Here is a 24,165-nt window from a genome sequence, read left to right as displayed (position 1 = left end):
GGTGTATCATTCATTGCCAGATCGACGGTGTTGCGGTCTTTCTATTGGGACAGGGCGCGTCTTAGGCCCCGTCATACAAAGGCAAAGGGATCCTGCTCGCATCGGCTTTCCACCACCTCCACGTTAAGCCCCCTCTGCCGGATTTTCTCGTTAAGAGCCCGGGCCAGCAGGCCGCAGGCAAAATACTCCGTACCGAAATGGCCGGCGTCCACAAGCCCCTTGCCCTTTTCAAGGGCGGTCTGAGCGTCATGGTACTTTAACTCCCCGCTCACATAGACATCGGCCCCGCTCCGGTAAAAGGCCTTCATGAGCGAGCCCCCGCTGCCCGTACACACGGCGCCGCGCCGGACAGCCATGTCGGGATCTCCCACCACCCTTACCGCAGGGAGCCCAAAGGCCTTTTTGACCCGTTCGGCAAGCTCACCCAGGGTAACGGGTGAATCAAAGGCCCCCACCCGGCCCAAACCCGCGCCGGATTCGTCGGCATCGGCGGTCCTCAGCAGGGGGTAGATGTTGTACTCCATGGTTTCGTAAGGATGAACCTCCCGGACCACCTCCAGCACGTGATCCAGCTTCGAGCGCTTGACCACCGCCTCCACGCGCACCTCCTCCACGCAGCTCATCTTGCCCGTGCTGCCTTCAAAGGGCTCGGCACCGGCTGAGGGCATGTAGGTCCCCCGCCCGGCCGAGGAGAAAGAGCAGCAGCTGTACTTGCCGATGGAACCGGCCCCACCGGAAAACAGGGCCTTCATCACCTTGTGACGGTACTCCTCCGGCACAAAAAAGACGAGTTTCACCGTCTCCGAATCTGCCGAGGGCACCAGGGGGCCTTCGGGATTCATGCCGATCATGCGGGAAAAGGTGTCGTTGAGTCCGCCGGGGGCGCTGTCGAGGTTGGTGTGGGCTGAGTAGATGGCAAGGGAGGAAGAAACGGAGCGGGCGATGATGTCACCCAGGGGGCTGGCAAGGTCCAGGGTCTTTAGGGGGGAGAAGATGAGAGGGTGATGGGTAATCAGCATCTCCGCCCCTTCGGTGCAGGCTTTGGCCACCACCTCCGGGGTGGGGTCGAGGGCGATGTGAATCCGAGTGACCCGGTGGTCTCTGTGCCCCACCTGCAGCCCCACATTATCCCATTCTTCGGCAAGGGATGATGGGGCAAGTTCCTCCATCATGGAGATTATCTCAGATACCGTAGCGCTCATCTCTCCTCCAATCGTCTCTTAAGGGGCTCAAGGATACCGGGCCGGCGGCCCGAAACACGCCTTGGAAGCACCCCTTCAACAAAAAAGGCGTGGTGGCCTTTATCAGCCAGCACGCCTTGGTGTTTAAAAACTGTCTCGGCATTTTGTTGCATCGTTCATGGTGCATCATCCGCCATGGTTCATGAAAAGTGAGTTGTTGGCCTCACCTGTTGGGGCGCCTCCCTTTTCACGGTGTGTTGAGCTGGTGGGCCCACCTGGATTCGAACCAGGGACCGACCGGTTATGAGCCGGTGGCTCTACCAAGCTGAGCTATAGGCCCGTGCATCAAGGTGAGTATCCTTACCTCCGGCGAGCCCCTTTTGTCAAGTGTTATCCGCCCGACAGCAGGGGCTTTCGGGACGCCCCGTTCCCGGGGCGAACCAGAGGCAGGGTGCGCCCCTAAATCTCGATGAAGCTCTTGAGCTTCTTGCTCCGGGTGGGGTGCCGGAGTTTTCTCAGGGCCTTGGCCTCAATCTGCCGGATACGCTCACGGGTAACGGCGAAATCCTTGCCCACCTCTTCCAGGGTGTGGTCGGCTTTCTCTCCGATACCGAAACGCATCCTCAGAACCTTCTCCTCCCTGGGCGTGAGGGTGGCCAGAACCTTGCGGGTCTTTTCCGCCAGGTTCATGTTCACGGCCGCATCCGAGGGAAGCATGAACTTCTTGTCCTCGATGAAATCGCCAAGGTGGCTGTCCTCTTCCTCCCCGATGGGGGTCTCAAGGCTGATGGGCTCACGGGCGATCTTGAGAACACGCCGCACCTTGTCCAGGGGGATCTCCATCTTCTCGGCGATCTCCTCGGGAGAGGGCTCGCGCCCCAGCTCCTGCACGAGGTAGCGGCTGGTTCGGATCAGCTTGTTGATGGTCTCGATCATGTGCACCGGAATACGGATGGTGCGCGCCTGGTCGGCGATGGCCCGGGTAATGGCCTGTCGGATCCACCAGGTGGCGTAGGTGCTGAACTTGTAGCCCCTGCGGTACTCAAACTTGTCCACCGCCTTCATAAGGCCGATGTTCCCTTCCTGGATCAGGTCGAGGAACTGCAGCCCGCGGTTGGTGTATTTCTTGGCGATACTCACCACAAGGCGGAGGTTGGCTTTGACCAGCTCGCTCTTGGCCTCCTTGGCCCGAACCTTGCCTTCCTCGATGGAGGAGGCAATACGGGAAAGAATTCGGCCGTTGGCCTTGATGCCGAGCTCGCGGCTATCGATCTGCATCTGGAGATAGGCAAAATCCGGGTAGATGGCGCGGAGCTTCTCTTCGCCCATGGCGCTCTTCTCCACAGCCCAGGCCATGAAAGTCTCTTCATCGCCGAGCTGACCCCTGAACTCGGTCACCGAGGTGCCGAAGGTATCGGCGCAGCGCCCCAGGATCTTGTTCATGGCCTCGAACCAGGCAATGTTCTCCAGGATCTTGGCGTCGATGATGTCCGAAACGCTGACCTCCAGGCGCCACTCCTTGAGGAGGTTAAAGATCTTTTCGGTGCGACGGCTGACGGAACGCCTGATCTTGCGCTGCTCATCCGAGGAGAGCTCTTCGGTGAAGATGCGGTATCGCAGGGCGGTGTTTTCCTCGTGGATGGTGCGAATCTCGGAGATGGTCTCCAGAAATTTGCCCACAAGGTTCTTCTCGTCCACAGCCCCGTCCCCTTCATCCACGTCCCGAAGCACGTTTTTGGGACGAAGCTTGCCTGCGGCGATGCCGTCGGCAAGGGAGAGAATATACCCCACGGCGATGGTGGTATCGAGCTGGTGCCTCAGCACCTCCTGATCCCCCATCTCGATCTTCTTGGCGATCTCAATCTCCCCTTCACGGGAGAGCAGGGTCACCATGCCCATCTCACGGAGGTACATCTTCACGGGGTCGGTCACCGTGCCGTAATCTGCGGAGCCGGTTTCGGACTCAAAGACCGCCACCTTCTTTTTCGGGGACTCTTCAGAGGCCAAGGGGAGTTCGGAGTCCAGTTCGGCGGGCTCCTCTTCTTTCTCTTCGGCTTCGTCATGCTCCGTGTCGCTTTCCGCAACCACTTTGATGTCCATCTCCTGAAGCATCACAATGATGTCATCCAGCCGATCCGAAGAATCTACCTCATCCGGAAGCGCCTCATTGATCTCATCATACGTAAGAACCCCGACTTTTTTCCCCTTTACAAGCAGAGCCTTAAATGCGGCTTCCTGATTCTTCTTGCTCTTCTCGGGAGAGGTATCGGACTTGTTGGTCATATGGTTTTGCCTCCTGCAACCCCGGATTGATGTTTAACCTTCCTGGCTTAGTGCTGACGTCTCTTCAGGTCCTGGGAAAAGCGTCGTTTCTCTTCCAGCAGCGACAGCAAAAGCTCGTGGTCCCCACGCGCTTCCGCATCCCTGATTCGTTTTGAGAGGTCATCGCCCAATCTGTTTCTGTTGCGGACATACTGGTCAATCAGAGTAACACACCGCTGGTGAATCACCGGGAACTCATCGATGGCAAGACGCGCCACGAGCTCCCTTTGTCCCTCCTCCCGAAGGTTCGTCAGAAACCAGTCCGTCATGGCCTCCGGGGGTCCGTCGTAAGCCAGGGCAAGGGAACAAATCTCCTTGAGCCCCGGCTCTTGAAAATAGTCTGCAATGCCCACGTCCCTGCAGTAGGCATGAATACCCGCATAGCGTACCAGCATGGAGACAATCTGGAACTCCAGGCTGTTCTCCTCTTTGATGCGGTCCAAAGATTTTACCGGGGCGTCCTGCCACGGTTCGGCCACCTGGGGCCGGACATTGGCAGCCGGAGCCTTGTGGATCTTCTCACTGACAGCCCCTTCGTCGATGCCCACCTTGTCGGCCAGCACACGGATATAAAGGGAGCGGGCCACCCGGTCTTCCATGGCAAGGAGCGGTTCCCTCATGTCGCCGAGGACCTTCAGGCGCCCTTCCACACTGAGCCCGTGACGCCTGATGGCAGCGTCCATGAGAAACTCCAGGAGGTCCATGGCCTTGTCTGCCAGCTCCAGAAACGCGTCGGCCCCGGCCTCCCTCACAAAGGAGTCGGGGTCATGGCCCGTGGGCAGCACCAGCACCTTGGCCGTCATGTACTCTTTCTGGAACACGGGCACGCTTCGCAGGGCAGCCCGGATTCCCGCTCCGTCCGAGTCAAAGACCAGGACAAAGCGCTCGGCACCGCACCGCGACAACAGGCGCACATGGTCCCGGGTCAGGGCGGTACCCAGGGTGGCCGCCGCCTGGGCAATGCCGTGCTGGTGCAGGGCCAGGGCATCGAAATACCCTTCAACGACAAAGGCCGTCCCGCTCTGCCGGATCCCCTCGCGCGCGGCGTGGAGTCCGTAAAGCGACCTGGCTTTATGGTAAACAGGTGTCTCCGGGGAGTTCAGGTACTTGGGCAGGGCGTCATCCATAACGCGCCCGCCAAACCCCGACACCTGCATGGCTGTATCAAATATCGGAAAGACGATGCGATTCCTGAAGCGATCATAATACCGCCCCGTCTCTTTGGCGATGAGAAGACCGCTGCCCACGGCTATATCCACAGGCACCCGATGGGAAGAAAGGCACCCCGACACCGCGTCCCAGGAGTCCGGGGCAAACCCGAGCCCGAACTTCTCGATGGTCTCATCGGTGATCCCGCGGTTGTGCAGGTACGCCAGCGCTCCGGAGCCTTGGCCCCCTTTCAGGGTCTGTGAAAAAAAATCGGCCGCCAGGCGGTTGGCCAGGAAAATCTTTTCCCGGGCCCCGATCTTCTCTTTCTCTTCGGCGCTCAGGGCCCGCTCCGGCACCTCAATGCCGCATCGACGCCCCAAAGCTCGCACGGTTTCCGGAAAGGTCAACCCGTCACGCTTCATGACAAAGTTGAAAACGCTGCCTCCGGCTCCGCATCCAAAGCAATAATAAATCTGTTTTGTCGGGCTGACAGTAAAGGAAGGGGTTTTTTCGGAATGAAACGGACAAAGACCTGCGAAGTTGCTTCCCGTCTTCTTGAGCTGAACGGTTTCAGAGACAACCTGAACAATATCGGTCGCATGCTTAATGTCTGAAATCACTTCTTCGGGAATCAAGTGCACAAAGCTCCTGTCCGCGAGAGTCCGGTATCCAATCCGAGAAAGAACCACATCGATGGCCCCTTGCGCGAGGGTAGCCGAACCATCGGCAGGCCGTCTGTCATACCATATTATATAATGAAAGCCTCCATCCGGTACGGGATGAAAGCCGAACATACTGCCTAAAACGCCCAGCCCCCAAGGGGAAAAGACGCATCCAAGGTTCCTGAAACGATGGCCGAAACGGCCCGAAGCAAGCGAGGTACCTTACAACCGGCACCAGGCCCTTCATGCTCGCCCAAGCAGGTGCATAAGTTAATGTCAAAACCATGTTTGTCAAGAACTATTTTCGGCTTCCCAGCCCAACCAAGGGGGAACACTCCGAAAACAAAAATCATCATCAAGGCTCCGGCTCGTCCACGGGGCGTGGCCGCCCCCCCGACAGGAGCATGGAGTCCACCAGCCCGTTGAAACCGGTTTCTGCAAGCTCCGCTGCCGTAACCCAGCGGGCCCTGCGTGACACAAAGGCCTTGAAAGTCAGCAGGTTCTCGCTCAAGGGAAGCTGGGTCTCGTCAAAGGAGCCCTTCCAGAGCACCCGGCCAGAGGCAGCCTCCATGAGAATCACCTTAAAGGCCACCGACGCCGGTCGGTTCACCGACCAGTCGGAGCCGATGCGCTCTTCATAGCGCTCCACACGGCCCAGCGCCACACACGAATACCCCTGGGCTTCAAGGGCCGCCACCTGCCCACGCAGGCTGTCTGTGCCGTCCACGGAAACCGCCATGGCCTCCACCCCGCGTTCCCTGAGGCTCACGGCCAGACGCCTTGACAGCTCAGGCCCGGCAAAGGCGGAGAGGGACGGCACGTCCCGCCCCTTTTCCCGTTCACTCTCGATGTAGACCGTGTCTTCGGGGGCCGCCCAGTCAAAGGGGGGAACCGCCACCTCGTTGCAGGAGAAGAGGGTTACGGGCACCGCAGGTTTCGAAGGTTTGGAGGGCTTGTGCGCCGGTGAACAGGCACACACCATCACCATCAGCATGGCAAAAAGGCACACCGGCCTTCCCACGGAAACGCCCCGCATCGGATACCCCATACACACCTCCCTGATTGGGCCGACCCCGGGATAATCAGGGGCCGTCCTTAGATGGTGGGGGCGACCGGCCCTGTGGCCTTAGATCACGCCCTTGGTGGAACGCACCCCTTGAATCCGCGGATCGATGGTCACTGCCTGATCCAGGGCTCGTCCCAGGGATTTGAAGACCGCTTCGATGATGTGATGGTCGTTCTCGCCATAACGGACGTTGATGTGCAGGTTCATACCCGCCTTCACCGAAAACGCCTGGAAAAACTCCCGGGCAAGCCAGGCATCGAAGTTGCCGTCCCGAACCCTGTGATCCGGAAAGTCATAGACCAGAAACGGGCGGTTGGACAGATCCAGGGCCACCTCGGCAAGGGTCTCGTCCATGGGGGTAACGGCCAGCCCGTAACGCTTGATTCCCGCCCGGTCACCCAGGGCGTCGGAAATGGCCATGCCCAGGGCAAGGCCCGTATCCTCCACCGTGTGGTGGGCGTCGATCTCCAGATCTCCGTCGACCTTCATGGTGAGGTCGAAAAATCCGTGGGCGGCAAACAGGGTGAGCATGTGATCGAAATAGGGAATCCCGGTGGTCACCTCCGCCCGGCCGCTGCCGTCCAGATCAAGGTCGATGGAAATACGTGTCTCTTTGGTGTTGCGCGTGATGGTGGCTGTGCGAGTCATAGTGTGATGCCTGTGAAATATCGGAGTTGAGGCGCGTTGCTGAAGGCAGTGGATGGTGGTGGTGGCTCCGCCTTCCCGTGTGCAGATAGTGAAAAGGGCGGCACCGAAAAAGGAGCTTAAGCCCTTAGAATATCCCCACCCAATTACCAGATTGCCGCTGGAGGGTCAACGTAAAAAAGGCTTTTCACTTCCGCATGTTGTATGGTACGAAGATTGTTTTTTCATGCATCGAACCCGGCCCCGGATAACCGGGGGGAACCACACGAAATACCCTGCCCTCCCTGCTTCTGATACCGGACGCTGCATGATCACCGCAGACCAAAGCAATCATCCATTCCCGGAGCCACCGGGAACCCATGGGAAGGACGTGTTGTATGAGTGCCGGAATAGTATTGAACGATGCCATCAAAAGCTGCACCGCCGATCAGGACAAAGTGATTTCCCCCCGAGAGACCGTTGCCAGATTCAAGGAAAAAGCGAAAAACCTCTCGCTGGACATTCTCAAGGAAACGAGCCGCATAGACAACGGACGGCTCGACATTCCGGTGTTTTTCAGTGTCTGCGGCAAGGATGCCTCGGCCCTGACGGGAACGGCCAAGCAGATGGGCAAAGGGGCCACCCCCGTGCAGTCCGAAGCCAGCGCCGTCATGGAACTTGCCGAGCGGTTCAGCTTTTTCGCCTTCAAGGCCGACGAGAGTCACTTTGTCACCGACACCTACGCCAACGTCAAGGACAGGGCCCTTCCCTTTTCCCTCATTGCCCGATCGGTCCACGACGACGACACCCCTTTGGACACCGCCGAAGCCATCTTTTCCGACATTCCCCTGAAGTGGACCCCGGCCCACAACCTCACCACGGGCACCGACATGCTCATCCCCTTTGACTGGTTCTTTGCCATCAACGAGTTCAACGGCCCTTCGGCCGGTAACTGCAACGAAGAGGCCATCTGCCAGGGAATCTCCGAAATCGTGGAGCGCCATGTCTGCTCCCTTGTGAGCCACGGCAAGCGGGTCACCCCCACCATCGATCCGGACACTGCCACGGATCCTGCCGTGCGGGACATGCTCGTCAAATACCGGAAAAACGGTATCAACCTTGTGTTTTCAGATCTCTCCCTGGACACCGGCATCCCCACGGTGGGGGTCCTGGCCTGGGACCCGGCCACCTTCCCCGAGTCCAGCGAGCTGGTGTGGACCGCAGGCACCGCCCCGGACCCGGAAAAAGCCATGAGCCGGGCCATGACCGAGGTGGCTCAACTGGCCGGGGACTTCAACACCGACGCCAACTATGTGGCCAGCGGCCTGCCCAAGTACACCGACCTTGCCGAGGCTGAGTTCATCACCCGTGCCCAGACCGCCGTACCCCTGGCCAGCCTGCCCGACCTGTCGGACGCCAACATCAAGGTGGAGATCGAGCGCTACGTGGCGGCCCTGAAATCCATCGGCTTGGAGATCTTCACCATTGAGACCACCCACCCGGAGCTGGGGATCCCCGCCTTTTACACCATCATCCCCGGCGCCCATTTCCGGGAGCGGAGCCTGGGTACCAGCGTGCCCCTGTTCGCCGCACGGCTCATCACCGAAACATGCGACCCCGAAGACGCCCTTGCCCGCATCACCGGCATTGAAAGGGCCGTGGGAGAACGCTACTACCTCCACTTCTACAAGGGCCAACTCCTGCTGAACCAGGGCGCCTTTGACGAAGCCACCGCCGCCTTTGAAAAGGCCCTTTCGTGCCACCCCGACGAACCGGAGATCCCTTCCATCTGCTCGTGGATGGGGGTCAGCCTCAAGGAGACGGGCCGCTACAGGGAGGCCCTCAAGGTCCTTCAGGCCGGTATCGACATCGACCCCGAGCGCGAAGATATTTACAATCTCATGGGCTTTTGCCACTACATGCTGGCCGATCACAACAAGGCCATCGACGCCTTCCGGGAGGTGCTCCGCCTCAACCCCAACTCCGCCATCGATTACGCCAACATCGCCTCCAACTACCGGGAACTCGGCAACACGGACAAGGCCATCACCTACTACCGAATGGCCCTGAAGATGGATCCCTCCATCGAGTTTGCCCGAACCAACCTGGAGGCACTGGCCGAGACCGCCTGATCCCACAAGATAAAAAATCTGCCACCGCGGCCTCACGATGAGGCCGCGCCCCCCTTCGGTTTCTCCATCCCGGCATCCCTTCGGCTCCAGCTGAAGGCGGCCCCGGAGTTGACCATCTCGGCGCTGCCGTTGCAGTTGCCGTTACGAATGGCCAGAAACTCGTCAAAGTTATCCAGCACAATATCGGTGAGATCGGGGTCAAAATGTTTCTCCCTCTCCTCCTGCATGAGGCCGTAGATTACGTCCGGCGGGTAAGGGTCCTTGTACGGACGCCGGGTGGAGAGGGCGTCAAAGACATCGGCGATGCCCACAATGCGCCCGGCCAGCGGGATCCGATCTCCGGAGAGGCCCTGGGGATACCCGGTGCCATCCCACTTTTCATGGTGAGAGATGGCGATCTGCTGGCCGCTGCGCAGCACATCGGATTTGGCGTTGGCCAGGATCCGCGCCCCGATGGCCGGATGGGTCCGGATCACATGAAACTCGTCGCCGGACAGCCTGTCCGGCTTCATGAGGATATGATCGGGAATGCCGATCTTGCCGATGTCGTGCATGACCGAGCCGTAACGGATGCGGTCCACCCAGGCCCCGTCCATGTTCATCTTTTCCGCAAGAAAGGCGCTGTAGGTGCTCATGCGGGTGATGTGGCTCCCGGTGTTTTCGTCCCGGTACTCGGCTGCGGTCACCAGCCGGTTGATGGTATCCAGGTACGAATCCTTCAGGGCCTGGTGCGTCTCCTTGAGCCCCTGGACAAGGCGGCGCTCCCGAAGCACGCGCTGCACCCTCAGGACCACCTCACCCGGCGCCATGGGCTTCAGGATAAAATCCACGGCCCCGGTCTGGATGATCTGTTCGTAGCTGAAATCATCGATGTGGCCGGTCATGACAATGGGATCGGCGGTGTGCCTGGCACGGATCTGCTTCACCAGTTCTAGGCCTCCCATCTCGGGCATGTCCACATCTGTCAGGACAATCTCCACCGGGTGCTTTTCAAGCACGGCCAAGGCCTCCACGCCGTGGGAAGCCATGTGACAGACAAACCCCTGCTTTTCCATCACACGCCTTAAGATCATCCGAATGGTTTCGTCGTCATCGACAATCAACAGGCCGGGCGGGTTCTTTGTTTTCTGCTTGGTCATAGGTTGTCGCTCCCAAAGGCAAAAACCGGGTGAAAGGGGGGAAGGGTTGCCGAAAGCCGAAACCAAAAGGAGGGAAGCGTATCAACACAGGACGGAGATCGAAGGGCTGGGGTTCTTTTCAGCAACATGGGGACCCAGACGGCTCCTGATTCAACCCGGAGCCGTCGTATTCCGGTGTGTCTGATGCGTCAATCACATTCCGAGCTACATAAACGCATGAATACAATGAGTATACCCCAAAGCCAGACTGCCAACAACCGCGAATCCGAGGACCTCGCCAGGGGCGTCAGGCCGATTCGGGATCGCGGGTCTCCAGCACCAGAAAACTGGCCGTGCCCAGGGCGGCGACCTCCCCTTGTGCGTTGCGGACCTCGGCGGCCATGTGAATCTGGCGGCGCGATCGGGCCGTTACCCGGGCCACAACGGTGACATGGGACTCACCCCGCCCCACGGGCTTGACGAAGCTGGTGTTCAGCTGTGTGGTTACGCTGGTGGTGCCCAGCAGCACGGTCAGGGGGCCGAAGGTGTTGTCCATGGCCGCCACGACCATCCCGCCCTGCATGGCCCCCATGGGGTTGCGGTACCCCCGCTTCACGGGAAAGCGCACCTCAATGGTCTCTTTTTCCGCATCAAAGCTTACAATCTGCGCGTCCATCTCCCGGAACACCTCCGGTGGGTCAAACCTGTACCCCATCACTCCTCCTGACGACACCCACGGGCAGAAAAAAGGACTCTCCTCCCCTGTTGCCACCTGCCTGTATTTGATCTAATATAAGTCCATTACCCACAATCCGCCACGAGACGCCGATTGCGCACAGCCCCTGCGCGACGGTCTTCCACCTGCGCCATACGCATGGATCACCCCCTGATCCGCGTCACCCGCCCCTTGGGACGACCAACCGAAACCACGCCCATGCCAAGGAGCGCTTTGTTCATGAACCGTGCATACGATCCACACCTTGAGACCCTGGGAAAAATCGCCGAGACCAAACGCATCTTCACCGCCGTCCAAAACGCCACCGACCGCCAGGAGCCCCTGTGCGTCGTCGTCACCAGCGGTGCCCGGGGAGAGGGGAAGACCACCGTGGCCACGGGGCTTGCCATCGCCGCTTCCCGTGCCAAACGGCGCCGGACCCTCCTTGTGGATTACAACTGGTTCGCCCCGGCCATTCACACGGCCTTCCAGGTGGAGCCCATCGAGAGCCCCGAAGCCTTTTACCGGGCCGACTCCATTGAAGAGCTTATCGTCTCCACCCGCTCAGGCATCGACATCCTTCCCGCCGCCCTCATGCCCGAGGAGGCCCAGGGGGCCATGCCCGCCGTTGAAGGCGACGACCACCACCTCCTCCAGGAGGCCAGAAACCGATACGACACCATCATCGTGGACACCTCCGCAGCCTTCCCGGAAAATCAGAACATGCGGGACCCTGTGCTGCTTTCCGGCATCGCCGACGGTGTGCTGCTTGTCTTCATGACCAACCGGACTCCCCGCTCCACCCTGAAGCGCACCACCACGGCCATGCGCATCAACGGGGCCAAAATCATCGGAGTGGTGGCCAACCAGTGGAAAAACCCCATCATGCACTAAGGAGCCTGCCATGTCCTACCTTGTCAAACGGTATACCCACGGCCTCAAGCGCTACAATTCCTGGTTCCTCCTTGCCTTTCTCATGCCGGGCCTCTATCTGCTCTCCGCGGCCATCACCCCGGACCGTCACGAGGTCTGGCAGGATGTCCGGCTTCCCCTGGAGACCCCGTTCACCTCCGCCTCCTTCGACACCGTCGCCGAGGTGGTGGACGCCCAGGCCATCTTCTTCCGGGACAACTTCGACGTCAACCGATACTTCAACCTCACCGAAGCAGACGTAGGGCAGCTGGAGCCCGACCATTACCGAAACGTCACCGCCGCCGTCAGCAACGACATCACCCTCTCCTACGACCGGGGAATCGCCCGGATCCGCTACCTCGGCAAAGACGCCGAGATGGGAAAAAGCCTCGTGGACTACTATGCCCGCAGGCTGGTGAGAAAGGCCCGGGAGGGCATTTCCATGAGCGGCATGCACATTGCCCGGGAACGCCATCCTGAACGCATGGGAGCCATTGAAACCAAGCCCCTGCGCGCCCTCTGGCGCCCCGACCGGTTCCTGCCCCTCCTCTTTCTGTTCATCGCCTCGGTACTGGCGGTCATGGCCCTCATCGCGGCCCTGGAGTGGAACGACGCCGCCCTGAAATCCGAACGCCAGATCGCCCGATACGTCAACCTGCCCGTCCTGGGCTCCCTGCCGGACCTGAACAAGGTGTCCCAGGCCCTGGGGGACCCTCCGGAGGGCAAGTCCCCTCACCCCTGATCTCCTGGTGACGCCCTGCACGACCATTTTTGTATTTTCCGTGGTCCCGCCTTGATGTATACATATTTCATCACATGGGCACCTTTTCAATGAAAACCGCCATGATGGCCCACGGACACGAGCACACGGACCTGCGGTGTCACCCCCATCGCCCCATCCCGAAATCATGGCCCCAACCCCTGAGCCAAAGGACACCCCATGCAACCCCCTCCCGGCGTACCGGCCAGAGCCGGCATCCTCATCTCCATGGCTTGTTTTGTCGTTGTCGTCAAAGGCATCCAGGCCGCCTCCCCGGTTCTGGTCCCCTTTCTCCTGTCCGTGTTCATCGCGGTTGCGGTCTCTCCGCCCATGTTCTGGATGGAGAAAAAAAAGATCCCCACAGGACTGGCTGTCCTTGCCATCGTTCTTGTGGTCCTCATGCTTTTTCTCCTGCTGGTCAACATCATCACCGGAGCCATTGAAGAGTTCACCAGAAGCATCCCCGCCTACCAGCAACGCATGGAAGCCCTGGTAAGCAACGTGGTGCCCCTCCTGCAGGGGTGGCACATCGACATCACCAGCGAGACCCTGCTCAACGTCCTCAACCCGGGCCGCATGATGGCCTTTCTGGGGGGACTGCTCTCTCGCCTCGGCGGGGTCTTTACCAACACCTTTTTTATCGTCCTGACGGTCATCTTCATTCTCATGGAAGCCTCGGGGTTCTCCGTAAAACTGCAGGCCGCCTTAGGCAACGGCAACGCTTCCCACAAAGGATTCCACCGCATCACCGAAGGCATTCGTCACTACCTGGCCATCAAAAGCGCCACCAGCCTTACCACCGGCGGCGTAATCTACCTGGGCCTGACAGTCTTCGGGGTGGATTTTCCCGCCATCTGGGGCCTCATCGCCTTTATCTTCAATTTTGTGCCCAACATCGGTTCCATCATCGCCGCAGTGCCGGCCATCCTCCTGGCCACGGTCCAGCTGGGAGGGATGAAGGCCCTGATGGTGGCCATTCTCTACCTGATCACCAATGTGACCATCGGCAACCTCATCGAACCGCGGGTCATGGGAAGCGGCGTGGGCCTCTCCGCCCTGGTGGTCTTTCTCTCCCTGGCCTTCTGGGGATGGGTCATGGGCCCTGTGGGCATGATCCTCTCGGTTCCCCTGACCATGGCCCTTAAAATCAGCCTGGAAGCCCGGGAAGAGACCCGGTGGATCGCCATCCTCCTGGGACCGGAAAAAGTGGCGCGAAACATTCTGAAGGAGACAGCCCAATGAAACGCCCGATCCATGTAACCATCGACGAATCCCTGTGCACGGGCTGCGGCGCCTGCGTGGCCATCTGCCCCCACGACACCCTCACCCTGGTAGACGATATGGCACGGATCACCGGAGACGACTCCCTCTCCTGCGGACACTGCATGGCCGTCTGCCCCACCGGGGCCGTCACCCTCACCGGCCACCGGCCCATGGGCCAGGATTTCCAAACCTTTGCCATGCCAGACGGCTGGCTCGCCCCCGGAGATGTTGAGGTGGAAACCCTCGCCTGGCTCATGGCTTCCCGCCGGTCCTGCCGCCACTTCACCAAGGACCCCGTCCCCGCCACGGTCCTTGAAGACCTGGTGCGCATCGGCACCACCGCCCCTTCCGGCACCAACGCCCAGGCCTGGCAGTTCACCCTGCTCCCCGACCGCACCTCGGTGAAGGGATTCGGTCGGGGCGTCCTCTCTTTCTTTCAGAAACTCAATCGCATGGCCCGCATCGCGCCCCTCAGGGGACTGCTTTCCCTCCTGGGCAAGCCGGAGCTCTCCCGCTATTACGCCGAGTACCACGACCGCATCGAAGAAGGCATCGCCTGCTGGACCATCCAGCACAAGGACCTCCTCTTCCACGGCGCCCCGGCAGCCATCCTCGTCAGCTGCTCCAAAGAGGCCTCCTGCCCCACCGAAGACGCCCTCCTGGCATCCGGCCAGATCCTGCTGGCCGCCCACGCCATGGGCCTGGGCACCTGCCTCATCGGCTTTGCCGTGGAAGCCCTGGCCCGCGATGCCGGACTGAGGCAGCGCATCGGCCTTCCCAAAGACGAAACCGTTCACGCCGTCATTGCCATTGGACACCCGGACGAACCCTACCGTCGCCCGTCGGTGCGCAGGCCCGTGACGCCGCGGGTGGTCCGCCTCTCCCAAAGCTGACCAGAACTCCCCGCAGAGCACAAAAAAAGCCGCCAGCGGCCCCTTGGGGAACCGTGGCGGCTTTTTCATGTCATCGCGCCCCCTTGCCAAAAGAGGCGCGCCGAATTGCTATGCCGATAGCCCGAGAATTTGTTTCATCCGGGCAAGGAGATTGGCCTCTTTCTTGTTGATGTCGTGGTCGGCCAGGGCAATATGGTGAGCCAGCTTCAACGCCTTCTCCCGGTCCTTCTTGTCCGGAAGCAGCAGCGGAAGAGCGTCAAGGGCCTTTGAAAAATCCGTTTGCAGGATGCGGGCCTGCTCCTTGGCAATCTTGTGGAGCTCCCTGTTGGACAGGCGCTTCAAACGCCAGCTTGCCTTGACAATGCGGCTCCCCATGGCCATCTCCGCTTCATCCACGGAACCGTCCACACTGGCCATGGCAATGATCATACGGACGGCCCCTTCCGGATATCCCCCCTCCTCAACCATGGAGAGCCACTTGAGGCGGTCCTCTTTTCGCTCTCGGGCCTCAGACGCCCGGGTTGCCTTGGCCTCTTCGGGGGTGGGACCTCGATCCATGCCGTAGAGCCAGGCCAGGACCGGGTTGTCGTACATCAGGTGAAACACCTTCTCCTGGGTCATATCGCTCAGGGACTGGCCCCAGTCCAGGGCCGTCACCACCATATCGGAGAGGGCCCGCTCCGCCTGGACAAAGGGGTTGGTCTCCGACACGGGACGCCTTGTGCGACGAACATACTCCGCCGCATCTTTCACGGGCCTCACCAGGGGATTCCCGTCGGTAATAAGGCTTCGCTGCAAGCGCATGGGGTGCATCTCAAGCATCCACTCCACAAACAGCGGGTTGACCATGGCCCGCACCAGGGGGCTTACCCAGGTGCTGTACATGGCGCTGTTTCGCTCGGAAATAGAGGCCACCAGCTCAAAGGCCTTCTCGTCCTCCACGCCGTCGTCGTAAGCCAGGATGTCATCGATGGTGCGCTCGGTAAACTTCACCTTGTAGTCATTAAGCCACTCCTCGGACGGCGCCTCCACAATCTCCATTTCATAGAGACCGGGGGCAAGAAAATTGATCATCTCCACACTGCCGATGATCTCCTTTTGCTCCTTGCCGGCAATGGAACTCGCCACAAAGATGCCCAAATGGCCGATGGTGGGATGCACGATATAGACGATAACCTGTCCCAGGCGCTTGATCTCATCCACGGACTTGTAGACCATGGGAATCCAGTTGAGGGCCTGCTGGGGAGGCGTGATGTTGTCCCCGCTTGAAGCAAACACCACCACCGGGTCGCTGAACCGCTTCAAGTTGACAACGGGCCCGTCGTCAAGCTGCAGCTGCCCGTTGGCCAGTCGGTTTCCGATGAACAGATCCGCCACAATGGTATGGATCTCCTCTTTGGTCATCAGGAAAAAACCGCCCCACCACTTCTCGAAATCAAGGAACCGCTGCTCTTCGGTGTCCACATTTTTGTAAAGGTTGTACTGCTTGGACCAGAAGGTGTTGCCGGGGTTCAGCCCTTCCATGCTCATGACCAGGTTGGCCCCGTCGAAATGCCCACCGCCCAGATCGCTCACCAGGTCGTTGATCCAGACGCCCCCAAGGAGCCCTCCCTTGTACCGCATGGGATTGGTTCCCCCCACGCCGGACCAGTAGGAAAGCGGAGCGCCGTTCAGGACAATGGGACCTGCAAGATCAGGCCGCTCGGCAGCCACAATGGCTGTGGCCCATCCCCCCTGGCAGTTGCCGATCACCACCGGCCGCAGGGCGTCCGGGTGCCGCCTGGCCACCTCCTCCAAAAACCGGATTTCCGCATTTTTCACATCCCCTAAAGTCTGGCCTTCCATGGGCTCTGTGAAAAACAGGACAAAATAGACAGAGTGGCCGTTGGACAGGGCATGACCGATCTCCGACGCCTCCTTGGACCCGCCGATGCCCGGACCATGACCGGCCCTGGGATCGATGATGACAATGGGGCGACGGTCGGGCTCCGAGCGATCCCCTTCCTTGCCGTCCCCCCTCACCCTGCGGTCGGCTCCCCCTGTAAACCCGCGACCTTCGGGACTTCGCTTCCCGCGGATCAGGGCAAGGGCATAATTGGCGGGGCGATCAAAGGTCCGTGCGTCGCAGATAATCTCATAGTCAAAAATCAATACCGGGGGTTGCCCTTTGTCGAGGTGCTCCAGGTAGTTGTTCCCCCGTTTTCGCAGCACATCCCAAAACAAAATGGACCGCTGAGACGTATCAATGGCATATTCGGAAGCATGTGCAAAAAAATCAAAGGCGGATGACACGGTATTGACTGCTGCAGCGTCCATAACCCCTCCTGAATCACCTTGCCGTCGGCAAAACGTCAAGAACAGTTCAAGAAAACAGAGAACACACTGGGCCCGGCAAGGCATGGTTGATGTGTGGTACGGCAGGATCGTTCGAAAAAGAAAAAGGCCCCGGTCCGCCCCGAATCATGCAGGCGAAACAGACGGACAAAAATCGAAGACACGAAGCTTAAGACGGGACCTTGCCCCGGACACGGCCGCCGAGGCATCACAACGGCAAACAAGAGGTATTATATCAACATAACCCCTCTTATCAAGACGTTATTAGGGCAAGAAATCAATAAAGGCGGTCCATGGAGCCGGGTCGCTGTGGGCGTCAAGGGCGTCGGCCCAGCGGGTCTCCGCCACAAAGGCAAGGTGGGCAGGGGTATAAAGAGAATACTGGCCGTCACTCTCGCCGAAGACGGGAAAGTAGACGGAGAGTCCGCAGGCCTTTTCCGGACGCGTGGTTTCATTGTAAATGATCGCATCGGAAAGGGCCTCTCCCAGGGCGTCCCGGGTCTCGACGGAGGCCCCGAGGACCTCGGCGAACTGGCGCAGATCCACGCAGGTGTTGTCGTTGTAGGAGGCCGCTCGCTGGTACCGCGCCCCAATGACCGTATCGGAGCCAAGGGCCATCACCTCCGAGGCCAGCTCGTCCACCGCCGCCCCCAGGGGAGCCAGGGCCGTCAGGTCCACCACGGAAAGCCCCACGTCCATGCCCCCCACCCCGCTTGCCATATAGGTCTCGGCGATGCACCGGCCCAGGGCTTCGGGGCTCTTCGACGAGGCGGGCAGCCGGGAAAAACAGGTCAACAGTCCGGTGTAGTCCCAGCCGGAGGAAGGCTCCAGCCCCTCGGACGCCACCATGAACCGGGCCCTGTCCTGAAACTCCCACGCCACCTCCACTTCCGCCATCAGGCAGGCGTCAAATCCCAGAAGGCTCACCCCCTGCCCCTCAAGGGCCGAGGCCACCTCCTTGACGGAAAGGGCGTCATTGAAGCTGGTTTCGTCGGCGGCGATGAACTTGGTGCCCGGGGCTGCAATGTCCGATGCGGCCGGGGCCCAGCCGCTGCCGTGGTCCCAGAGGACCAGGGCCGTGTGATCGGCAGGGTACGTTGCCTTCCCAAAGGCGACAAACCGCCGCAGGGTCTCGGCACTGCCCATGTTCAGCTCGTCGTCCCCGTCCCCGCTGAGGCCCAGCCAGGTCGTGTCGATGAGCCTTTTGGAGGCAATGACCGAGGCATCGGCGTCGGGGCGTATCTCGTAAAGCCGCGTCTCCGACCAATCCCCCTGGTCCTGCACATAGCCGCTGCTGCGATCAAACAGAACGATGACGCGGGTATCCGGGCTTGAAGCCGCGGCTTCCATCTCGTTGAAATCCACCAGGGCATCGGCTTCCAGGTTGTTGTCGCCGTCCAGATAGACCATGACGGTCCAGGTGGTCCCCCCCTGACCGTCGGAGCCGCCGCTGCCGCCACAGGCCGACATCAGCAGGGCCAGAAGGGCCACACCCACCACACGCACTGCACCCCACGTCCTGTATGTGCTCACAAGGGTTCCTCCGGAGGGAATTTAAATCAGGCAAGCAAACCGTTCAAGATGAGATCAAAGGCGGTGTTCAGGTCACGCTGCGACGGGATATTGCCGGGCACGACATACCGTTTGATCACCAGCATCACATAAAAGGAGTAGAGCAGTTCCGCGACCCCGGAAACCTCAAAAGGACGGAATTCGCCCGTGGCGATACCCTCTTCGAGGTAGGCCTGGAGAATGTTCCGCGAAGCACGGTTGATCTCCTGAAAGCGGTCTTCCGCTTCGGTCAGGGGGAAGAGGGCCTGATCATGACGGATCAGGTGGCGCAGGACCGGGTCCGACTCCAGGTAGCGGTACCCGGTGATGAAGTAGGTGTAGATCCTGGCCGCGCAACTCTCCTCCTTGTCGGCCGCCTCCCTGGAGTTCTGCTGCCAGTTGCGAAGGGCCCAGGCCACGGCCGACTCGTAGAGGTCTTTCTTGCTCTTGGCGTAGAGGTAGAGGTTTCCTTTGGTCATGCCCAGGGCATCGCCAATATCCTCCACGGTGGTCTTTTTGAAACCGTACCGGGAAAAGAGCAGGAGAGCCGCTTCATACACCCGTTGTCGTTTCTCCTCTTTGCCCATCCCTTTTACGTTCCTTTCCCCCACCGCACATGCCGTGCCGGGCCGTTATGATACCGGTCTTCACAGAAAATACGGGCCGTCAGGCCATGCCCCGCTCTTTCTTCACATGCTCCCAGGCTTCCTGAATCTCGCGGAACTTCTCTTCTGCAAAGTGCGTAAATTCATCGGGAAGCCCCTTGGCGGCAATTTTATCCGGGTGATACTCGTTGACCAGCTTCCGGTACTGCTTTTTCACAAAGTCGTCGGAATCTCCCCGATCGCACCCGAGCACGGAGTGGTAGGTGTCGCTCTGGTCCACGTAGCGGGACTTGAGCTTTAAATAGCCTTCGGAAGGATAGTTGAACAGGTGCACCGCCGACAGGATCAGCTCCTCTTCCTGGGGGCTGAACTGGCCGTCGGCCGTGGAGACCCGGAGCATCACGTCCAGCATCACCTCAAGGAGGCGGGGCTGGTTCCGGAACGTGGCGTAAAACTGGCGGGCAAACCCCTCAAAGGGTTCAGGGGAGTTCACGGCTTCCCGAAAGATGTCGATGGCGATGTTGCGGCTCTCGCGATTCAGGTGGAGGTCCTGGGTCATGAACTGGTCGATGGACTCGATCTCATCCCGACTCACGACCCCGTCGGCCTTGGAGAGCTTGGCCAGCATGGAAAACGCCGCCACAAAAAAGGTCATCTGGGCCTCTTCGTTCCCCGAAAGTTCCCGACGCTCGTCCCGGTTGAGTTCACTGCCGTCTTTGTCAAAGGCGTGTCCGAACACCGCCCCGGCAACCGCACCCACCGGACCGCCCAGGGCCATTCCAATGGCACCGCCCACCACTTTTCCAAGCCAACCCATAATAACCTCTATGCCTCTTTTGTTCGTCTTCACGGCGCCGCATCAAAGCGGGCCATTGATTTTCCTCTGGCCGGGAACCCCGAAGGCCCCCGAATGATTACGCACCCGCACAGAACATCTGCACAATGGTCTAAAGTAACACGCAATCAGGGGGTGTCAAGGCTCATTGCCGCCCCCGAAAACGTCGCCACACAACCATGGGGCCCTCCCCGCACCCCACGTGCCCTTGCACAAACCCCATTGAAATCAAGGCGTCGACACCATTCCCCGCTGCCCGCCACGGGCTCTTCTCCGGGATCTTTGAAGGAAAAAACCAGACGGCGCAGGCCCCGCTTCCGGCCGCGGGACCGTTCCCGCCGGGCCACGGTACCTCGACAAGCTCTCACCATCGGTGCTACATAGGGAAAAACATGACACGCCCCTTTGGACAGTCAAGGGTGGCACAGACCCCATGGAATGCAACGGATGAACCTGATCCTTCTTTTTGATGACGATTTTACCCATGAACCGGGTACAGCACGACTCACCGGGCGACGCCTTCGCCATGTCAGGGAGGTCCACCGGGCCGAGGTGGGGGATACCCTCACCGTGGGGCGCCTCAACGGCAGCCTGGGAGCCGGCACGGTCCTCTCCCTGACCAAAGACGCCATGGAACTGGCCGTTGCCCTGGACGCACCGCCTCCGCCGCCCCTTCCCCTCACCCTGATCCTGGCGCTGCCCCGGCCCAAGGTCCTTAACCGGGTGATCATCGCCGCCACCAGCATGGGGGTCAAACGCCTGGTCCTGCTCAACGCCGTCCGCGTGGAAAAGAGCTTCTGGCAGAGCCCCCGCCTCGCTGAGGAGAACCTCCTCGCCCAGCGGGTCCTCGGCCTGGAGCAGGCAAAGGACACCCGGCTGCCGGAGATTCTTCTGAAAAAACGGTTCAAGCCCTTTGTGGAAGACGAGCTGCCGGCCATGGCACGCGGCACGGAACAACTGGCGGCCCACCCCTACGATGCCGTGCCCTGCCCCGTGCGGGCAAAAGGCCCCGTCACCCTGGCCGTGGGACCGGAAGGAGGGTTTATCCCCTATGAAATGGAAAAACTGAAAGAAGCAGGGTTCCAGGCCGTCTCCATGGGAGAGCGTATCCTGAGGGTGGAATCGGCCATTCCGGCCCTTCTGTCACGGCTGTATCCATTGTAAACCGGATGCCCGATTTTTTTTTGCAATTCTCTGACTCCAAGAACAGGACCCACCATGCCCCAGCAGCTGATCATCACGGCCGACATCCACGGCCACCTGCCCACCTGGCGCCGTATCACGGCCCAGCTCAAACCCGGCGACGGCCTGGCCGTGGCAGGGGACCTCTTTGACACGGTCTACGGAAAAAGCCACCCGGACTACGACCCGGACACCATCTTGAAAGAGTTCAAGGCCCTTGCCGGCCCCACCTGGTATGTCTGCGGAAACTGCGACCACCCGGACACCCTCTCGGGAGACCTCACCACCGCCTTCTCCTGGGAAGGGACCACCCTGCTCCTGGCCCACGGACATCGCCACCTGCCGGATCTCACCGATTACGACATCGTGGTCCAGGGCCACACCCACGTCTCCCGCCTGGACACCCTCATGGGCAAGGTGTTCCTCAACCCCGGCTCCCCGGCCCGCCCCAGGGGCGGCCACCAGGGGTTTGCCCGGCTCACGGGCACCCGCCTCGAGCTGGTGGACCTGGCCACGGGCAAGGTGGTGGACCACCTCGACCTTCCCCTCCGGGACGAATAGCCTTCCCCCAAAGCGTGCCTCCGGCGGCAAGGTGAGCCACCTCGAAAGCATATAGCCCTTGATGGTTTGATATATAACAGAGACTGTTAAGGATACCGCCGCTGTATGAGACTTACGCGTGTTTCAGGGCCTCGAAAAGGGATTTATCCATGGCCTTTTCGTAGGCGGCAGCCCCGGTGATCTTCTTGGCCTTCACCAGCTCCATGAGGTGCTGGTCCATGGACTGCATGCCCTGGGAGGTGCCTGTCTGGATCATGGAGTTGATCTGGGCGATCTTGCCGCTTCGGATAACACTGGCAAGGGCGGTGGAGCCCAGAAGCACCTCGTTGGCCGCACAGCGGCCCGAGCCGTCGGCGGTTTTGAGGAGTTGCTGGGCGATGACGGCCCTTAAGGACTCGGAAAACATGGTGCGCACCTGCTCCTGCTGGTCCGCGGGAAAGGCGTTGATCACGCGGTCCACGGTCTTGGAGGCGCTGTTGGTGTGAAGGGTGCCGAACACCAGGATCCCCAGTTCGGCGCAGGTCAGGGCCAGACTGATGGTCTCCCGGTCACGCATCTCCCCCACCAGGATGATGTCCGGGTCCTCGCGACCCGCCACCTTCAGGGCATCGGCAAAACTTGACGCGTGGGAGCCGATCTCCCGCTGGGTAAAGATGCACCGGCGGTTCTGGTGCACGAACTCCAGGGGGTCCTCGATGGTGATGATGTGGGCTTCCCTGTTCTTGTTGATGTAGTCGATCATGGCCGCAAGGGTGGTGGATTTGCCGCTGCCCGTGGGGCCCGTCACCAGGACCAGGCCCTTGGGAAAACCCGCGATGGTCTTGAGCACCTCGGGCAGGCCGAGGTCTTCCAGGGTGAGGATCTCGGTGGGGATCATCCGGAACACCGCGCCGGGCCCGTTGTGATGATAGAAAAAGTTGCACCGGAACCGGCCCACACCGTCCAGTTCATAGGCCATGTCCAAATCCAGGTTGGCCTCGAACTCCTTCTGCTTGTCTCCGGGAAGGATCTCAAAGAGCACCTCGGTCATCCGCTCCCGGTCCAGGACCGGGTGACCGGTCTCCACCAGCTCCCCTTTCAATCGAAGCAAGGGCGGGCGCCCCACCACCATGTGAAGGTCGCTGGCCCCTTTTTCCATCAGCTCAGTAAAATAGGTATCAATAACCGCCACACGCCCTCCTGCCGACGGCTCCGGCCGTCCGTATCCGTTCCATGGTCACTCCTTTCATCACGTTGCCGCCCCGGCCTTGAGCCTTCGCTGCAGGGTTTCGGACTCCACATGGGTCAGGGCCGTCTCCACGCTGATGAGGCCCTGGTCCAGAAGCTCGGTCACCGACTCATCCATCAGCTTCATGCCCAGGCCCTTGCCCGTCTGCATGAGGTTGGGAATCTGGAACACCTTGGAGTCCCGGATCAGGCCCGCCACCGGCAGGTTCACGATGAGGATCTCAGAGGCCATGAGCATGCGGTCTTCCGTGTCCGAGGCGATGAGCTTCTGGGTCACCACGGCTTTGAGGGTCTCGGCCAGGGTGGCCCGGATCTGGGACTGCTCCCCGGGGGGATAGGAGTCGATGATGCGGTCCACGGTTTTGGGGGCGTTGGTGGTGGAGAGGGTCCCGATGACAAGGTGCCCGGTCTCGGCTGCACTGATGGCAAGGGACATGGTCTCAAGGTCCCGGAGCTCGCCGATGACGATGACGTCCGGGTCCTCCCTCAAGGCCCCCTTCAGGGCGTTGAGGTAAGAGTGGGTGTCGCGGCCCACCTGCCTCTGGTTCACCACCCCCTTTTTCTTGGGGTGGACAAACTCAATGGGGTCTTCCACGGTGAGGATGTGATGGGCCCTGCGCCCGTTGATGAAATCCACCATGGCGGCCAGGGTGGTGGTCTTGCCCATGCCGGTGGCGCCGGTGACCAGGATCAGCCCCTGGTGCTGGTCCAGAACCTTGGCCACCACCTCGGGAAGCCCGGTGTCGGAAAGGGAGGGGATGGAAGGGGGAATGACGCGAAACGCCGCGCTCAGTCCCCGGTTGTGGGCCATGGCACTCCCCCTGAAGCGGCCGAGGCCCTTGATCTCGTATGAAAAGTCGAGCTGGTTGTCCCGGGCCAGGCGGCCCTTTTCCTCTTCGGAGAGAAGCTCGGTGATGAGCCGCCGCGTCTGGTCCGGGGTGAGCCTGGGGGTGCGGGTCTTCACCAGCCCCCCTTTTTTGCGCAGGATGATGGGCTCTCCCGGTACCACATGCACGTCCGAGGCCCGCAGGTTGACCCCGGCCTGAAACACCTTATCCAATTCTGCCATGAAA

Annotated in this window: 20 protein-coding genes and 1 tRNA gene; 7 read left to right on the top strand and 14 right to left on the bottom strand. The window is 60.5% G+C overall.

Annotated elements, in window-relative coordinates:
* Window positions 1-71: 71 nt before the first annotated feature.
* From MSL71_RS11785 to hisB, 6 genes are all read right to left on the bottom strand, one after another.
* Entirely contained in the window at window positions 72-1,202 is a 1,131-nt protein-coding gene (locus tag MSL71_RS11785; protein WP_180140480.1) for a Nif3-like dinuclear metal center hexameric protein, read from the bottom strand.
* A gap of 242 nt (window positions 1,203-1,444) precedes the next feature.
* Window positions 1,445-1,521, bottom strand: a tRNA-Ile gene (locus tag MSL71_RS11780).
* A 119-nt stretch (window positions 1,522-1,640) separates the two neighbouring features.
* Window positions 1,641-3,464, bottom strand: a complete 1,824-nt coding sequence (gene rpoD / locus MSL71_RS11775) for an RNA polymerase sigma factor RpoD (protein WP_180140477.1) — start codon at window positions 3,462-3,464, stop codon at window positions 1,641-1,643.
* Window positions 3,465-3,511: 47 nt separating this feature from the next.
* Window positions 3,512-5,287, bottom strand: coding sequence for a DNA primase (dnaG, locus tag MSL71_RS11770; RefSeq protein ID WP_180140474.1), 1,776 nt, complete (start codon window positions 5,285-5,287; stop codon window positions 3,512-3,514).
* A 382-nt stretch (window positions 5,288-5,669) separates the two neighbouring features.
* Entirely contained in the window at window positions 5,670-6,362 is a 693-nt protein-coding gene (locus MSL71_RS11765) for a hypothetical protein (protein ID WP_180140472.1), read from the bottom strand.
* Window positions 6,363-6,440: 78 nt separating this feature from the next.
* The gene (gene hisB, locus MSL71_RS11760) at window positions 6,441-7,028 is read right to left on the bottom strand and encodes an imidazoleglycerol-phosphate dehydratase HisB (protein WP_180140470.1); all 588 of its coding nucleotides are present in this window, start codon (window positions 7,026-7,028) and stop codon (window positions 6,441-6,443) included.
* A gap of 374 nt (window positions 7,029-7,402) precedes the next feature.
* Between hisB and MSL71_RS11755 the strand changes: the two genes are divergently transcribed.
* Complete coding sequence (locus MSL71_RS11755; RefSeq protein WP_180140467.1) at window positions 7,403-9,136, top strand: YcaO-like family protein; 1,734 nt, start codon at window positions 7,403-7,405, stop codon at window positions 9,134-9,136.
* Window positions 9,137-9,168: 32 nt separating this feature from the next.
* Here MSL71_RS11755 and MSL71_RS11750 read toward each other — a convergent pair whose 3' ends face one another.
* Window positions 9,169-10,275, bottom strand: a complete 1,107-nt coding sequence (locus MSL71_RS11750; protein WP_180140465.1) for an HD-GYP domain-containing protein — start codon at window positions 10,273-10,275, stop codon at window positions 9,169-9,171.
* Window positions 10,276-10,561: 286 nt separating this feature from the next.
* A complete protein-coding gene (locus tag MSL71_RS11745) occupies window positions 10,562-10,969 on the bottom strand; it encodes a PaaI family thioesterase (RefSeq protein WP_180140463.1) in 408 nt (135 codons plus the stop codon).
* Between the two features lie 240 nt (window positions 10,970-11,209).
* Here MSL71_RS11745 and MSL71_RS11740 point away from each other — a divergent pair, with 240 nt between their 5' ends.
* The 4 genes from MSL71_RS11740 (at window position 11,210) to MSL71_RS11725 (ending at window position 14,797) form a co-directional block, all read left to right on the top strand.
* Entirely contained in the window at window positions 11,210-11,863 is a 654-nt protein-coding gene (locus MSL71_RS11740; RefSeq protein ID WP_180140461.1) for a tyrosine-protein kinase family protein, read from the top strand.
* A 10-nt stretch (window positions 11,864-11,873) separates the two neighbouring features.
* Window positions 11,874-12,623, top strand: a complete 750-nt coding sequence (locus MSL71_RS11735) for a hypothetical protein (protein WP_180140458.1) — start codon at window positions 11,874-11,876, stop codon at window positions 12,621-12,623.
* Between the two features lie 198 nt (window positions 12,624-12,821).
* A complete protein-coding gene (locus MSL71_RS11730; RefSeq protein WP_180140456.1) occupies window positions 12,822-13,883 on the top strand; it encodes an AI-2E family transporter in 1,062 nt (353 codons plus the stop codon).
* Window positions 13,880-14,797, top strand: coding sequence for a nitroreductase family protein (locus MSL71_RS11725; protein WP_180140453.1), 918 nt, complete (start codon window positions 13,880-13,882; stop codon window positions 14,795-14,797). The genes MSL71_RS11730 and MSL71_RS11725 overlap by 4 nt, the downstream gene beginning before the upstream one ends.
* A gap of 108 nt (window positions 14,798-14,905) precedes the next feature.
* Here the strand turns inward: MSL71_RS11725 and MSL71_RS11720 are convergent, their stop codons facing one another.
* The 4 genes from MSL71_RS11720 to MSL71_RS11705 all read right to left on the bottom strand — a co-directional run bounded on the left by MSL71_RS11720 (window position 14,906) and on the right by MSL71_RS11705 (window position 20,104).
* A complete protein-coding gene (locus MSL71_RS11720) occupies window positions 14,906-17,113 on the bottom strand; it encodes a DUF3141 domain-containing protein (protein ID WP_180140451.1) in 2,208 nt (735 codons plus the stop codon).
* A gap of 282 nt (window positions 17,114-17,395) precedes the next feature.
* Window positions 17,396-18,664 carry a clostripain-related cysteine peptidase gene (locus MSL71_RS11715; protein WP_180140449.1) on the bottom strand — a complete coding sequence of 423 codons (1,269 nt, stop codon included), beginning with the start codon at window positions 18,662-18,664 and terminating at the stop codon, window positions 17,396-17,398.
* A gap of 26 nt (window positions 18,665-18,690) precedes the next feature.
* Entirely contained in the window at window positions 18,691-19,269 is a 579-nt protein-coding gene (locus tag MSL71_RS11710) for a TetR/AcrR family transcriptional regulator (protein WP_180140447.1), read from the bottom strand.
* A gap of 79 nt (window positions 19,270-19,348) precedes the next feature.
* A complete protein-coding gene (locus MSL71_RS11705) occupies window positions 19,349-20,104 on the bottom strand; it encodes a TerB family tellurite resistance protein (RefSeq protein ID WP_180140445.1) in 756 nt (251 codons plus the stop codon).
* A 465-nt stretch (window positions 20,105-20,569) separates the two neighbouring features.
* Here MSL71_RS11705 and MSL71_RS11700 point away from each other — a divergent pair, with 465 nt between their 5' ends.
* Both MSL71_RS11700 and MSL71_RS11695 read left to right on the top strand, forming a co-directional pair.
* A complete protein-coding gene (locus MSL71_RS11700; RefSeq protein ID WP_180140442.1) occupies window positions 20,570-21,286 on the top strand; it encodes a 16S rRNA (uracil(1498)-N(3))-methyltransferase in 717 nt (238 codons plus the stop codon).
* Window positions 21,287-21,340: 54 nt separating this feature from the next.
* Entirely contained in the window at window positions 21,341-21,865 is a 525-nt protein-coding gene (locus MSL71_RS11695; protein ID WP_180140440.1) for a YfcE family phosphodiesterase, read from the top strand.
* 112 nt (window positions 21,866-21,977) lie between these two features.
* On the opposite strand, the gene MSL71_RS11690 is transcribed toward MSL71_RS11695, so the two are convergent.
* Together MSL71_RS11690 and MSL71_RS11685 are read right to left on the bottom strand one after the other, a co-directional pair.
* Entirely contained in the window at window positions 21,978-23,036 is a 1,059-nt protein-coding gene (locus MSL71_RS11690) for a type IV pilus twitching motility protein PilT (RefSeq protein WP_180140438.1), read from the bottom strand.
* A 57-nt stretch (window positions 23,037-23,093) separates the two neighbouring features.
* On the bottom strand, window positions 23,094-24,161 hold the full coding sequence (locus MSL71_RS11685; RefSeq protein WP_180140436.1) for a type IV pilus twitching motility protein PilT: 1,068 nt from the start codon (window positions 24,159-24,161) through the stop codon (window positions 23,094-23,096).
* Between the last annotated feature and the right edge of the window lie 4 nt (window positions 24,162-24,165).

This window comes from Desulfoluna butyratoxydans, from assembly GCF_900699765.1.
GTDB classification, from domain to species: domain Bacteria; phylum Desulfobacterota; class Desulfobacteria; order Desulfobacterales; family Desulfolunaceae; genus Desulfoluna; species Desulfoluna butyratoxydans.
This window is presented reverse-complemented; position numbering and strand designations above follow the sequence as displayed.